At 40.2% G+C, this 14498-nt stretch carries 11 protein-coding genes and 1 tRNA gene; 4 read left to right on the forward strand and 8 right to left on the reverse strand.

Going from position 1 to position 14498, the window contains the following annotated elements; translation table 11 throughout:
* Nucleotides 1-696 precede the first annotated feature (696 nt).
* Nucleotides 697-900, forward strand: coding sequence for a DUF2795 domain-containing protein (locus ACPK8D_RS12110; protein WP_424718113.1), 204 nt, complete (start codon nt 697-699; stop codon nt 898-900).
* Nucleotides 901-1238: 338 nt separating this feature from the next.
* Nucleotides 1239-2342, forward strand: a complete 1104-nt coding sequence (locus ACPK8D_RS12115) for a pentapeptide repeat-containing protein (RefSeq protein ID WP_424718114.1) — start codon at nt 1239-1241, stop codon at nt 2340-2342.
* 76 nt (nt 2343-2418) lie between these two features.
* On the opposite strand, the gene ACPK8D_RS12120 is transcribed toward ACPK8D_RS12115, so the two are convergent.
* The 3 genes from ACPK8D_RS12120 to ACPK8D_RS12130 form a co-directional block, all read right to left on the reverse strand.
* A complete protein-coding gene (locus tag ACPK8D_RS12120; protein ID WP_424718115.1) occupies nt 2419-2796 on the reverse strand; it encodes a phosphate-starvation-inducible PsiE family protein in 378 nt (125 codons plus the stop codon).
* Between the two features lie 225 nt (nt 2797-3021).
* Complete coding sequence (locus ACPK8D_RS12125) at nt 3022-3354, reverse strand: hypothetical protein (protein WP_424718116.1); 333 nt, start codon at nt 3352-3354, stop codon at nt 3022-3024.
* A 605-nt stretch (nt 3355-3959) separates the two neighbouring features.
* Nucleotides 3960-5408 (reverse strand): saccharopine dehydrogenase NADP-binding domain-containing protein, encoded by a 1449-nt coding sequence (locus ACPK8D_RS12130; RefSeq protein ID WP_424718117.1) that lies wholly within the window; start codon nt 5406-5408, stop codon nt 3960-3962.
* Between the two features lie 638 nt (nt 5409-6046).
* On the opposite strand from ACPK8D_RS12130, the gene ACPK8D_RS12135 reads away from it, so the two are divergent.
* Together ACPK8D_RS12135 and ACPK8D_RS12140 are read left to right on the forward strand one after the other, a co-directional pair.
* Nucleotides 6047-6865 (forward strand): IS5 family transposase, encoded by an 819-nt coding sequence (locus ACPK8D_RS12135; RefSeq protein WP_424718118.1) that lies wholly within the window; start codon nt 6047-6049, stop codon nt 6863-6865.
* A gap of 313 nt (nt 6866-7178) precedes the next feature.
* Nucleotides 7179-7370: a hypothetical protein gene (locus ACPK8D_RS12140; RefSeq protein WP_424718119.1), complete on the forward strand. Its 192-nt coding sequence runs from the start codon at nt 7179-7181 to the stop codon at nt 7368-7370.
* 160 nt (nt 7371-7530) lie between these two features.
* On the opposite strand, the gene ACPK8D_RS12145 is transcribed toward ACPK8D_RS12140, so the two are convergent.
* The 5 genes from ACPK8D_RS12145 to argF all read right to left on the reverse strand — a co-directional run bounded on the left by ACPK8D_RS12145 (nt 7531) and on the right by argF (nt 14350).
* Complete coding sequence (locus ACPK8D_RS12145; protein WP_424718120.1) at nt 7531-9714, reverse strand: glycogen debranching N-terminal domain-containing protein; 2184 nt, start codon at nt 9712-9714, stop codon at nt 7531-7533.
* A 29-nt stretch (nt 9715-9743) separates the two neighbouring features.
* Nucleotides 9744-9977 (reverse strand): hypothetical protein, encoded by a 234-nt coding sequence (locus ACPK8D_RS12150; RefSeq protein ID WP_424718121.1) that lies wholly within the window; start codon nt 9975-9977, stop codon nt 9744-9746.
* 279 nt (nt 9978-10256) lie between these two features.
* Nucleotides 10257-12263, reverse strand: coding sequence for an alpha-amylase family glycosyl hydrolase (locus tag ACPK8D_RS12155; RefSeq protein ID WP_424718122.1), 2007 nt, complete (start codon nt 12261-12263; stop codon nt 10257-10259).
* A gap of 828 nt (nt 12264-13091) precedes the next feature.
* Nucleotides 13092-13176, reverse strand: a tRNA-Leu gene (locus ACPK8D_RS12160).
* A 265-nt stretch (nt 13177-13441) separates the two neighbouring features.
* Nucleotides 13442-14350 (reverse strand): ornithine carbamoyltransferase, encoded by a 909-nt coding sequence (gene argF / locus ACPK8D_RS12165; RefSeq protein ID WP_424718123.1) that lies wholly within the window; start codon nt 14348-14350, stop codon nt 13442-13444.
* Nucleotides 14351-14498 lie beyond the last annotated feature (148 nt).

Raw genomic sequence — 14498 nt, forward strand, 5'->3', positions numbered from 1 at the left:
TCTAAATTGGATTCTAAGAATGTACTTTTATTGGGGGAACTCTGGTTATATGTCTATTACCTAAAATAAGCATTCTGAATCCTCAGTTTACGCACTTATTTTGTAGGACCCTAAATATATACCAATAATTTTATTGAAACATTTATTCTTTATATAGGATTTACGCACTTGAGGAGCAAAATAAAGCGCAAACAGGTCTGTTATAACTATTATGATTTAAAGTCTAATGCTATTGGCTTTTCAGTTAACCGCGTAAGTCCTATCTAATATTAGTAGTCCGTTTCTCAGGCTTATCTGAAATATGGATTTAATCGGAGTTAGCCCAAAGTTCTGGTTTTCAGGTGTCTTAAGTTTTCAATATTAATACAAAATACAGAGTTGCTAGATCTAAATAATCATCGTCTAACAAACCTTTGGGTTGAGTTCTTTTTTATATTATTTATTGCATATATTATTTATTGTATAATACTGAATGGAATGTCGACAATTAAATTGGGAAAGAAACAATAAATACTTGATAGGTAGGTGGACTTATCAGGAAAGGTTTTCAAACCAGAAGAGTCTATAAAATACATGAGGCAGGGTCATGAAGCTACTAAGGGGTCTTCCTTACAAGAGTAAATCAACACATGCTGTTGGCGAAGATTTCCAAGGCAAAAATAAACAATAAGGAACCAAATAAGGGGAGAAAACTAGATGCAGGCAAGTTCTATTGAAGTTCGGAATATTTTGAAAAGTATGAACTACCCTTTAACGAAAAAGGATCTAGTTCAGCAAGCCAAAAAGCATGGAGCCAGCTATGAGATAATAGAAGCTCTTGAGAATATTCCAGACAAGGGATACACTAGCGCTGACGATGTCATCAATGAATGCAAAGGCAAATTCAGGTCGTGGGGGTGAGTTCTTTAACAGACAATGCATTTGCAATACCTGTCCAGTCTGGGAAAGAATACAATCTGGAGAACGCAAAAACAATCGTGTATTATTGCAACAAAGGATAAGCTTAAAGCCAGAGTTGTGCTGAAGATTTTCCAGGCTTTCAGAATAGTCAAAGTTTGATATCCTCTCTAGAGTTATACGCATTTGGAGCACAAAATCAAATTCAATAGGCGTTGTAATTGACAGATCAGATTGACCGAGACTGTAAATCTATACAATTTTAAAATTAAATCCTGAAGTGCAGAGGATATTTTCCTGGCATAGTAATGCTTATTTTAGTTCAAAGCCGATAGTTGTATATGGATATTGCCGAGAGAAAAGACCTTAGAGGAGCTAACCTTCAAGGAGCTGACCTTCAAGAGGCTAAACTTCAAGGGGCTAACCTTCAAGGAGCTAACCTTGAAGAGGCTAACCTTCGAGGAGCTAACCTTGAAGAGGCTAACCTTCGGGGAGCTGATCTTTTTCATGCTGATCTTACAGAGGCCAACCTTCAAGGGGCTAACCTTATGGAGGCTAACATTGAAAAGGCTACCCTTCAATTGGCTAAACTTCATTTGGCTAACTTTAAAGAGGCTAACTTTAAAGAGGCTAACCTTCAAGGGGCTGACCTTTATGGAGCTGACCTTCAGGGAGCTAACCTTCAGGGAGCTAACCTTTATGGAGCTGACCTTCAAGAGGCTAATCTTGAAGGGGCTAACCTTGAAGGGGCCAAACTTGGAGGAGCTAAACTTGGAGGAGCTAAACTTGAAAAGGCTTACCTTATAGAGGCTAACCTTCAAGAGGCTAACCTTGAAGGGGCTTACCTTATAGAGGCTAATCTTATGGAGGCTAACCTTATAGAAGCTAACCTTGAAGGGGCTAAACTTGTAGGAGCTAAACTTGAAAGGGCTAAACTTGAAAGGGCTTACCTTATAGAGGCTAACCTTCAAGAGGCTAACCTTGAAGGGGCTTACCTTATAGAGGCTAATTTTCAAGGGGCTCATCTTGAAGGGGCTAACCTTAAATGGACTTACCTTCAAGGGGCTAACCTTGAAGAGGCTCATCTTGAAAGAGCTGACTTTAAAGGAGCTTCCCTTGAAAGAGCCAACCTTAAAAAAGCTAACCTTGAAGGGGCTTACCTTGTAGAGGCTAACTTTCAAGGTGCTAATCTTGAAGAGGCTAACCTTAAAAAGGCTAACCTTGAAGGGGCTAAACTTCAAGAGGCTCATCTTGAAAGAGCCGACTTTCAAGGTGCTAATCTTGAAGAGGCTAACCTTAAAAAGGCTAACCTAGAAGGAGCTCAGCATTTATCACTTGACCAGCTTTCTAAAGTGAAAACACTTTATGATACAAAATTAGACAAAGAACTCCTCATAAAATTAAAAGAGAAGTACCCTGCACTTTTTGAAGTGCCTGATGAATGACCAGATACTACCAAAACTTCCAGCATGGAATAGATCTCAACCTTTTATCATTTGCCTCTACAAATGATGGGAGACATCATGTTTTGTGTGGATATTTGACAGCTAAAGCCCTTATTGCACCCAACGTCAGCAGCAATACCGACATACCCAAAATAAATTGGTAATCATATTTTTGGGCATATACCCCTGCTGTGATTTCACGCATGACTATTAAAGTCGTAGCGTCGGTTACATATGTAAGTCTTATTTCTTTATGTTCTCGATAATCGACAAAAGTATTGAAAAGGTCAATAAGAATAAAAACTGTGAGGACACCGGATACTATCTGACCAAAACCGCCTCCCAGAGTCCCGGATAGAATTGATTTGATCTGTAGGAGGATATTTATTACCCCGACAATTAGCGCCAGTAGCAATATGTAAAGGATGAGAATAGTAACTAAATCAATTGTCATTTTAAATAATCTATCATGGGATATCATAAAATTTTTATAATGAGTTCTCATTTATATTTCCCCCTCAATAAAAAGATTACGATTTCTTAAATTCTAATTATATAAAAATTTTATCAAAGATATATATGAAACAAAAGATATTTTTGATATATTGTCCCGATTAGTTAATAATCTTGTTCTGCAACTCATTTAATGAAATGAAGATTTTTGAAAGTATTCTATTTTTTATGCTACTTCTTCAGACTTTTCTACTGTTTCTGCTGATACGCTTGCTGAAATTACTACAATAATTAATGTTAATATGTTTAATATTGTTACGAGTTTATTGATGCTTGATGAATATATTGAGGCTTCCAGAGCTAGTAACAAAAGAGCGATAATAATTATTGTTTGTTTTTTCTTTTCTACTGTTTCTGCTGATATGCTTGTTGTGATTGCTACAAAAATTAATGTTAATATGTTTAATATTGTTGCAGGTTTAATGGTGATTGTTGAATGTGTTGAGGCTGCCAGAGCTAGTAAAAAAAGAACGATAATAATTTTTGTTTGTTTTTTCAATGTGATGCCTTCTGATAATTAATATTTCTAAAAATGCTTTCGATAATTAGTAATGTTACGATCACGAACAATATAATTTTTGGCTTCCTTTTAAGAATATCCTTGAAGTAATTCAATCTATTGGAAGCTCTAGTGGGCTGGGCTCTCCGGCAGGTCTTAACCTTTACTTCAACACTTTCAGCTCGCTCTGGTGTGTCTTTTAACTATTACTCAAGAATTTATCCTCAGGATGGTTATAGATACATCAGAGAAATGTATAATAAAAATGTGCGAATCTGCAAAGGAAATTCAAAAACAATGGAATATAAAACGGAGATTATATTTTAGATCCTGCTGATGGAGAAGTTAAATTAACGAGAAAGAATGAAGCAAAGAAAAGATAAATAGCTCAGATTACTAGTAATTACAGAAAAAATCTAATGTGAGAGGTGCGATTCGAACGCACGAACTCCTAAAATCATTACTTTACGGTATCTGAAAGCGTTAATAAATTAAATACGACTTCAGTATTGTTCCTGCTGCCTGGTATTTTACACAGAGGCACAGTAGAAAGCCCCCCTCCCCGACAGACATCAGTCTGCCCTGGAGGGGTAGTTTACCCGGGATTAACCTACGAAGAGAAAATTTTCGAATTGCCATGGATCAGGATTGTGTTTCACGGCTGGATTTTCTTTGAAAAATATTTTGCGATTTTTTAGCGGTGTCCAGTCCGACGGTGTGGAAATAAATTTTCCAAGATACGGTCTGGCAATATCCAGGACAAAATCATGAGGCAGGTCCTCAGGTGTTTTAATACCTTCTCGCGGATTTTCAAGCATCCAGAGTACAGCAGCAACAATGCCTGCAGCTACCTGAAGAGTAGTAGCATTCTGACCGGGAGCAAGGGACCTGGCTTCTTCAATGCCCAATGAACTCCCAGTCCACCAGGAATTATAAGAATGGCCCATCAAGAGTGCACCCATTATATCCTCGCCAGATATGATTTCATTTGTCATAATCCTGAGCCTGGGTTGAAGCTTATAATTCCGGCCTCGCAATTCGCATAGAGACGAAAGTGTATCATGACAGGGCATATAAGCATAATGTACGGTGGGCCGATAGATCGCCCTGTCATCTTCCCAGACAGTTAACATTTGTGAAAGTCCATATGATTCGCCATGACGGATGGCCATACCTACAATTTCTTCATCCGGTATCCATGATCTGACCCATGTATTAACGCCCATCTGGGGCAAGAAAATCATATTTTTCGGTCCGTAATGAGGTATATGCGCCAGGGGCGGCAATTTGCTCTCATGCGTTCCCCAGGCTATTTCAACCGGGGCTATCCCTTCTTCCCTCAAGCCTTCGATGCTCCATGTTCCTACAAATTCATTAACCTCCTTTGCTCGGTTGGCAATTTGAGTATCTCGCTCGCTACAATGGATCACTTTGATTCCCAATTTCTTAGCCAGGCGGGCAAAATCCCTGTTTTTTGCAAGGAGGGCAATTTCCTGTTCATCCTCGGGGGAGACTTTCTTATCAGCACAGGTGCGGGTGGCAATATCCAGCAAGCCTTGTTTTACGAAGTGAGTTATCAGGCCAGGATTTGCTCCATGGTCAACGACTGCAGTCGGTGCATCTTTCCAATCACGGGAAAGTTCAAGCAGCCTCATTTGCCGTAAATAAAGCGATTTTTCCAATAGACTTCGGGTCAAAAATCCCTCAGTAGGATCCCATACTTCAACAGACGTGTTAACGAACAATACATTGTGATCATGGCACCACTTTATAATGTCATTGGCATCGATATTCCATGAAAGATCAATGATCAAGCCTTCATTTTCCATATATTGTGACAAAACTTGATCCAAATTTTTCGGGGTAATCTTTTCACAGACAAATCTTAATCCCTGATTAGTATACTTTTTCAGAGCCTTTGATTTGTCTTCAAAATCAATTAAGGTAATGTTTTCTAGCGGAACATCGAGTTTGTCCAGTAAAATGGGTAGGGTACATTGTGAAACTGAGCCATAACCAACAATGAGGATTTTATTGGAAAACCTTTTTTTCATAGGATTCGTAAACGTAAGGCATGGATATAACTTTTCGCATATACTTTTTTCAATAATACAACCTGATTCCTTCAAACCTGAGCGAGGGTCCATAACTGAAAAAGATAGTCGTCTTGCAAAACCTCTAAAAAATATGTACAACTTCATCGGATCACAACACACCTCGTTAAAACTTATTGTTTTTATTTCAATTCAGAAGGAGCTTTACAGGCCGTTCAGGACTGCATCCTAAAATCTGGGCCACTAATTAAGAAACATTCTTAACAAAACAGATCGGGTGAAAATATGAAAAAATCAAGTTCCGAGTTAAAAAGTATAATATGAGCTCATATCAAAACCTGTCTTATTCTAAATCATCAGGAGTTTTCAGGATAAATTTTCCATGATCAGATATTCGGTCGATTGTTCTAAATATGAGGTTTAAAAATGAAATTTTGAGTTTCGGGATAGGCTCATAATATAAGTGATAGTAGTGAATCATCATGAAAATGAATAAATCATAAGCTAAAAATTTTGATCTAGAACATTGATGCAAATTAACCAATATTATGGCCGTTTATTAATTTCCTGTTTCTCATAAAAGTATTAAGAGCCTATCCGAAAAGTAGAATAACTACATTTTAGGGTAATGTTGATTAGTGGCAACACGAAAAAACGGATACGACTACAAGATCTCTGACGAATTTTGGACTAAAATCAAACCATTGTTCCCCTTCCCTAAACCAAAAAAGAAGCCTGGAAGACCTAGAAAAGATGATAAGAGAATATTAAGTGGTATTTTTTATCTCCTTCGTACTGGTTGCCAATGGAAAGCTTTGCCAAGATTTTATGGAGCTCCAAGCACTGTCCATGATCGATTTCAGGAATGGCGAAGATCAGGATTATTTGAACAAATGTGGAAAGCTGGTCTACTGGAGTACGATAATAAAAACGGATTAGAGTGGGAGTGGCAAGCAATTGACGGTGTTATGACAAAAGCACCATTAGGCGGAGCTGGGACTGGAGCTAATCCAACTGATCGTGGCAAAAAAGGTACAAAAAGGAGTATTTTAACAGATGGTAAAGGTATACCACTTTCAGTAATAGTGGATGGAGCAAATCGTCACGATAAAAAGCTTGTAAAAGAGACTTTAGATGCCATTATTTTTGAAAGACCTTCTCCAGATGATGGAATTCAGAATATATGTATGGATAAAGGATATGATTTTCCTGATATCAGAGAATTAGTTAAAGAATATGGTTATACTGCCCATATCAAAAGCCGTGGAGAGGAAAACATAAGAATAGAGATACCAGATTTTAGGGCAAGAAGATGGGTTGTAGAAAGGACACATTCCTGGATAAACAGATTCAGAAGACTGCTTATAAGATGGGAAAAGAAAATTGAGAATTACCTTGCTATGCTACATTTAGCATGTGCATGGATAACATTCAGAGCAGCAGGACTTTTCGGATAGGCTCTAAGAAAAACTCTATCATATCTTAATAAATGTCAACAAATAATAAAATCAGTTTTACTCGATATAATTAAAAAAGTTTGATACGAGGGTGCAATTCGAACGCACGAACTCCTACGAGACTGGACTCTGAATACATCCCATAAGCTTTCAAGGAAGAGGTCAAGAAAGAGGTGATGGCAGTTCACACTCCAGAGACTAACGGTCTATGATATCCTATTGAATGGGCTGAAACTGTCATAAATCGCTATGCGGTTTTGTAGCGCAAGATCGCCCATCAGATACTGAAAAAAGGTCCAAGTCTCGTGCCATGATGTCCATCTCGTTAAGCCTGGCTGGTTGCCGGTTCGAGCTTCTCCGATTTCAAAAGCTGCTCAAACCTCTCTGGATTGAACCTGATGACCATAACATTGCCGACCCTGACAAATGGGAAGCCGATATCACCGAATCCCTTCACCATCTCAGCCGCTATCTTGTTTGCTCGCTCTCGCTGGCGAGATCTTAATGACGAAATCGAATGGTACGCCTCTGGCCTGGAAAAAACTCCTTTGTTTTCCAGCAGATCGGGCATATGCTTATGGTGTATATTGCCACTTTTGCCATAACTCTACTAATTCTATTGTTAGTCCTGTTTCATTTATTCTCTCCGCTTAGTTCCCAGAAGCTTAATACTCGATAAGAACATTGATATCCCCCCTCTTTTTGGATACGTTGACCAGCGTTTCGCACTCGACCTTCCTGAAATTCAGATCTGTCAGTGTGTTGCCGACCTTCACGTTGTTGAACTGCACGTTGTCCAGCCACGAAGGCAGATGGGGCTTGCTGATGATCAGACGGTTGTTCAGGGCGTCGGGAGCTATGCCCAGGCTGGCGATTAACATAAATGGCATGGTTCCAGACGCCCACGCCTGCGGGCTACAGGCTATAGGGTATTTCACTGGGATGCCGTACTCCGAGCGCGCCAGCCCACTGAAGCATTCCGGCAGACGGTAGTCCTTGAACGCCCTGGCCACCTCATATATGCCCGTGAACAATAAGGACATCTCATTGATGAATCCATACTTTCTCAAGCCCATGGCAATGATCGCATTGTCGTGAGGCCAGACAGTGCCGTTGTGGTACCCTAGCGGGTTGTATCGTGGCTCTTTCGATGACAGAGTGCGAATGCCCCATTCAGTGAACATGTCGTCTCTGAAGATCCTGTCGACCATGTATTTTACGTATTTTTGATCGATGATTCCTGTCCACAGGCACTGCGCAGGGTTCGACGATATTACATCGCATATGCCTTCCGCGTCCAGCGCCTGGGCGAAAAATTGCCTGTCTTTCATCCAGAACTCCCGGTTGAACCTCTCTTTCAGTTCCCGGGCTTCCTTTTCAAGCCTGGCCGCGTCTCTTTCCCGACCCAGTCGCCTGAATAACGGCGCAAGGTGTCTTTTTGCCATGTACACGTATCCCTGTACTTCGGCAACAGCAATTGGTTGTTTCGCCAGCGTGCCATCTGAACGGCTGATAGAGTCGGGGGAGTCCTTCCATCCCTGGTTGTAAATGCCCAATGGGGATTTCACCGCATAGTAGACAAAACCATTTCCTTCCATATTGGCGTAGATATTGATCCATTCCAGGGCCCGGTCCACATTGTCTTCCAGCTGCTTGACCAACTCGATGTCCCCAGTCCAATTCACATATTCGGTCAGAAGGATCAGGAACAGGGGCGTGGCGTCGACGGTGCCGTAGTAAGGCGAATGTGGGATCAGGTTCAGGTTAGCCAGCTCGCCCTGCCTCAGCTCGTGAAGCATTTTACCGGGCTCCTGGTCCCTCCAGTCATCTGAGATGTCGCTTTGGAATTTTGCGTTCACCAGCAGCGTGCTTTTTGCCAGCCCCGCCTCGAAAGGCAATAGCTGGAGAGCCGAGATGATGCTATCCCGCCCGAATAGTGCGTCATACCAGGGTACTCCGGCCGAATGGAACAAGTCTCCGTTAAGGCTCATGCGCATCATGTTTAGGTCGGCCAGAGAGCGCATCATGATGCTGTTGAAAATGTTATTGCTGGTAGGTATGTTGTTGCAGCAATCGAGGGTCTTAACGTAGGACTTCATGATCTGGTTCATTCGCTCATCGGGATTTTTCACTGGCCGTTCCGGTTCCTGTCCAGGCTTAATCTCCTCGGCGGAGATTTCCACATTGACCGTCTGTGACCCGCGGGGAGCTATCTTTAGCTCGAATGTGCATTTTTTCCCTTCAACCCTTGTTGGCAATGGATCAAATGCGATGATCGTATTGCGCCGACGCTTGTCCTCTCCCTCGTAGGATAAGTAAAGATTTTTACCATCGAACCGGGCAGGCAACACTTTCCCAGCGGTCGGAGGGGCGATGCCCCTGACGGTGAACATGTCTGCGAAATCTGCGTCGAATTCAAAAGTAAGTCTCAAATTCACAGGAAACATGTTGAAGTTCCGGATGGTCTGGCTATGCCGGATGCATCCTGGTATGACCGTGGCCAGGATGCCGAGGAGCGTTTCTTTGGCGACTGTGGTGCCCGTGCAATCCTTTAGTTCCGGGTTGGTGACCATAAGCGTCGATCTGAAACCATTCACGTCACTGGACAAAACCCGCGTCGGAGGCATGTCCATGAGTCGCATGAGAAAACCACTCAGGTACCTGCAATCACGGTAATAGAGGCCATACCCGTAATTTTCTGTAATAGGTATCTCGCCATTCTCTTGCGTTACGAGCGTCAGCTCGTCGTCCCGTATGACCATACTGTTGATAATGGTATTGGATAGGGTATGCCTCTTGTATATGTCCCAGGCTTCGGGGATTCTCTCTCGTTCAGAAAGCTCTAGCACGCAAATTCCTCACAACATAATTTCAATTTTTATATAGTGACTGCAGCCTTCAGGACATGCTCTGCCGTCAGGTCGCTTCTTACAAAAACTGCATGGTCAGACTGGTCACATATCCAAAGCGTATGCTTTCCGCCGTCATTGGCGTAAGCAGAACTTTTTCCATATGGAATCAATCTCAATAAACGCTCATTTTTCATAAGATCCAGGAGTGGTACAGGTTTTGGAGTAGTTGTCCAGGTTTTGGAGTAAGTATTCATTCTCACATATTTTATGCACTTGCCTAGCTAAAAAGTGATGTTGATATCTTCAACTAGTAACTCATTATCGGCAAGTACTGGATATTCCTTGCTGGTGTGATAACCCACAGGACGATGATTACAGGCGATATGCTTGAATTCGACACATTGGGGGAAATACAATTGATCAAATCCAGGAAAGTATTCTTGCTTTGTTTGTTTATCGGGAACTGAAAGTTCCCTTAAAAAAGAGACCATAGCATTCTACCATTTTCTTCATTTTAATTAAGATTAAGGGTTTTGGGACTAATTCAACCACAAGGTTTGATATGGCTCAAGAGAAACAATTAATTTTTCACATTTTAAACAAACATTTATTTTTTCACGATCAATAAGATTTACCATACCTGTCGTTTTACCTATCTTTTCAACTAAATCATTTGATAATGTAAGAGAAGTCTCTAATTTTTCTCCAGATAAATTATTTACAACAATCACATACTGATCGTCACTATTTATTCGATAGGAAAAAATCTCTTTATTGTCTGATTCTAATCTGGATAATTTTCCTCTTCCTAAAACAGGCATCCCTTTTCGCACTTCTATTAAGTTCTTGACTGTTTTGTAGATTACATTGTCTTTCTCTGAACTATAGAAGTCACTCTTTAAGATAGGGCCGCGGTTAATATCTCGACTATCAAAAGAACAAAAGTTTGTATCTATTTTATTTAGAACTTCCTTACGCTTATTTTCAGCTTCTTCTCCATGATTCGTGTTATTTTCGGCTCCAATTTCATCTCCATAGTAAATTACAGGCATCCCGGGAAGAGAAAGAAGTATAGCAAAAGCAAGACCTATTTTCGCTGGATTTTTGTCCAGGAAATTAGCCATTCTGCCGCTAATTCCAAGACCCTTAAAATCTTTACCCTTTGAAAGTAATGCATCATAAATAATTTTTCGGGTACTGGTATCAGCCATCTCAACAGTCAATTCGTCATGTACTCTTAAAAATTGAGCCCATGCAGTGGATTCAGGAATAGGAGGAGTTTCTTCATGTACATTCCAGAAATATTCGTTACTTCCTGTAATTAAGCTTGCCCAAATTGCAGGCATATACGGAAAATTATAAGCAACTTGAACCCCATCTGTTCGGGTTAAATTTTCGCCTCCGTAAATATCAAAAACGCGTTCTTTGCTAAAATATTTAAGAACCTCTTCTGGGGGTTCACAGGCTTCAGCGTGAAAAATTGATCTAGGGCCGATTGCCTGATTAAATGAACTTAAAATCTTGATTATACAGTGAGTCCTTGGCTGATTTTCAGCATTTGTACCTTTTTCCTTTATAAGAAAAGGAATAGCATCCAATCTGAATATATCTATACCTTTATTGCTCCAAAAAGCGATTATTTTCTCCAGCACATAGTAAAGAACCTCGGGATTTTCCCAGTTTATATCAAGCTGGAAAGGATAGAATGTATGATAAAGATAATAATCATCTCTGCCGATATTGACTTTCCTGTAGTGAGTTTCCTCACTGGCATCGGTAAAAATTAACCTTCTTTCTGACGGAGGGCCTCCGTCTTCTTCAATATATTTAATTATCGTACCGTCCTGCGAACATTCATACTTTGGTGGCTCTTTGCGAAATACGAAGTAATCCAGTTTACTGACATCACCATTTAAGGCGTCTTGAAACCATTCATGCTGATCCGAAAAATGATTCAATACTAAATCTGCTTGTATTTTAAATCCATATTTTTTCGCCTCTGCCATAAACTGATCAAACTCAGCAATCCCACCAAGATCTTCTCTAACTTTTTGAGGGTCTCGAACATCAAAACCTGCGTCACCCATTGGAGAATCCATAAAAGGCAAAATATATAGTGTTGTCACTCCTAAATCTTTAAGATAAGGGAGCATTTCTATCAAATCTTTAAATGTATTGGTAGTATTTTTATTTTTTACACCAAATTGATCTGCATAGAACGTGTACATTATTTCGTCTTTATACCAGCTGCAATCTCTTGTGATATCATCCATTTTTAAAGAAGCTAGACGTTCCGATCTCGCTCTTTCAATAATTTCCAGAATATTTGCAAACATCTCATCTACTTTGTCTTCTCCATAGACCTTTTCCAATGCTGGTTTAATATCTATTTCAAGTTGTTTTAAATAGGTTATACGTTCTGATCTGGCTCTTTCAGTAATTTCTAGAATATTTGCAAACATCTCAACTACTTCGTCTTCTCCATAAACCTTTTCCAGTGCCGGTTCAAAATCTATTTTGTTTTGTTCCGGTATTTCAAATACCATCAGACACCCTCTCTTGAGATCGGTGCAAAATCAAATAAATCCATGATAATCGCCCTCTAATTTTATTAAATTCCGGTTATCTTATTAACAATCCTCAGATATCATAAAGGCAAAAAAATACTAAAATAATTTATTTCTTTATTACATACTTCTTAATGTATTTATCTATTTTTTTATTATTGTCTAATGCTGAGTGCTAATGTTTTTTTAGAAGGTACAATCCTAAAATTGTATAATCCTACAGTTGTACAATCCTAACATAATACAAGCCAAAAATAAGCCTGCTAAGAGCAGGTCTTAATAATTAAATTTAGTTCCACAATTGGGATAGATTTATACATTTAAACTGAAAAATCAACAATAAATCGTTAAAAGTTTAAAAATAATTTCAACCAATCAAGCTTTAAATATCTCTTTCTGAAGGGCATTAGTACTCTCAAAGAAAAGAAGGAAAAAGGTTTAGGTTAAAAAATAAACTCTCCGATTATAGTGAAATTTAAAAGGACTGCTGATATTCAGGTTTTTCAAAATATTATATGTGCAAAGATGGACTAACAAAATAGAGTTAGTAAGAACTTAGTGTGAGATATGTAATTCTAACCACAACCGGCTTATAATTGGATTAATCCATCACCTTTGGCTAAGCGGAAGGCTATCATGTAACAAATATATATACTGCAATTGAGTGCGAGGAGTGCGATTCGAACGCCCGAACTCCTATGAGAATATATCGTAAACTTAAATCCTTTGATTCAGCTTCCTGCCATAACCCCAGAAGATATAAAAAATAGATATGAGCAAAAAAGTAGCTAATTAAAAAAAGTTTAATGCGAGAGGTGCGATTCGAACGCACGAACTCCTACAAGACTAGGCTCTGAACCTAGCGCCTTTGACCTGGCTGGGCAACTCTCGCATACGGGTATTTCTTAATTAAAAAGCTGGCTGGGCAACCCTTGCATGATATAGCTTATGTTGCAGGAGCAATAGTAGTGCTCTTTGTTCTTATACTTTTTCCTTGAAAGCCTCTTCGGAGGACGAAATTCGTCTGGACTCTTTTAATAATTTGCTTTTTCAGGGGCGGAATTTAACGCCGATTAAACCGGAACTCAAAAGACAGGAACCGGAAAAACCATGAATATTATAAAATATATAAAGTAGGTTTGGAATTGATGAAATTTTCATCTCATCAATTTCAGGATAAGGGCTTTTTGCGCATGCAGGCGGTTCTCGGCTTCTTCGAAAATTACGGAATTCGGGCCGTCCATGACTTCATCCGTAATCTCAAGGCCTCGCCGGGCTGGCAGGCAATGCATAACTATTACGTCCGGCTTTGCGATTCCAAGGAGTTCGGTGTTAACCTGGAAAGCGGAAAAGTCCTTCAGGCGTCTCTCCTGTTCGGCTTCGTCGCCCATGGAGACCCAGACATCCGTATAAATGATATCTGCATCTTTTGCGGCAATTTTGGGGTCGTCTGTAATTGTGAACTTGCCTCCGAGGGCTTTTGCCTTTTCAAGGAATTCGGCTTTCGGTTCATATCCTTTCGGGCAGGCTATGACAAATTCCATTCCCATAATAGCCGAGCCTAGCAGGGCTGAGTTGCAGACGTTATTTCCGTCTCCCACCCAGGCGAACTTCAGGCCTTCGAACCTGCGCTTGTATTCCATGATTGTCATGAAATCGCCCAGGATCTGACAGGGGTGTTCCCGGTCCGAAAGCGCATTGATCACGGGTATGGTTGAGTATTCGGCTAATTTCTTTACAGTTTCGTGGCTCATAACTCTAGCCATGAGTCCGTGAAGGTAGCCTGAGAGGGTTCTGGCAGTGTCCTCAATAGTTTCACCTCTTCCTACCTGGATATCTCTGGAATTCAGGTAAAGGGCGTGTCCTCCGAAATCAGTCATTGCAACCTCAAAGGATACCCTGGTTCTGGTGGAAGATTTCTCGAAAATCATCCCGAGGCTTTTATTCTTCAGGAACTCTGTAGATTCTCCTGCCTTGCGTTTTTCTTTCAGGTCTGCGGCCGATTCGAGGAGGTCATAGATCTCCTCTCTGGACAGGTCAGTTATCGAAAGTACATCCTTCTTCATCGCTTCAACCCCGATTTTATTCTAGCTAAATCTACTCCATTCTAGCTGAATTTACTTCATTCTGGCTGAACTTAAACTTTATATTACTGCATAGTACTTATTTGCACGCTGTACTTTTGCAGGACTCTTCAGGCAGTCAGCCTCTATT

Origin of the sequence: Methanosarcina sp. (genome assembly GCF_049706645.1) — an archaeon.
In the GTDB taxonomy this organism is placed as follows: domain Archaea; phylum Halobacteriota; class Methanosarcinia; order Methanosarcinales; family Methanosarcinaceae; genus Methanosarcina.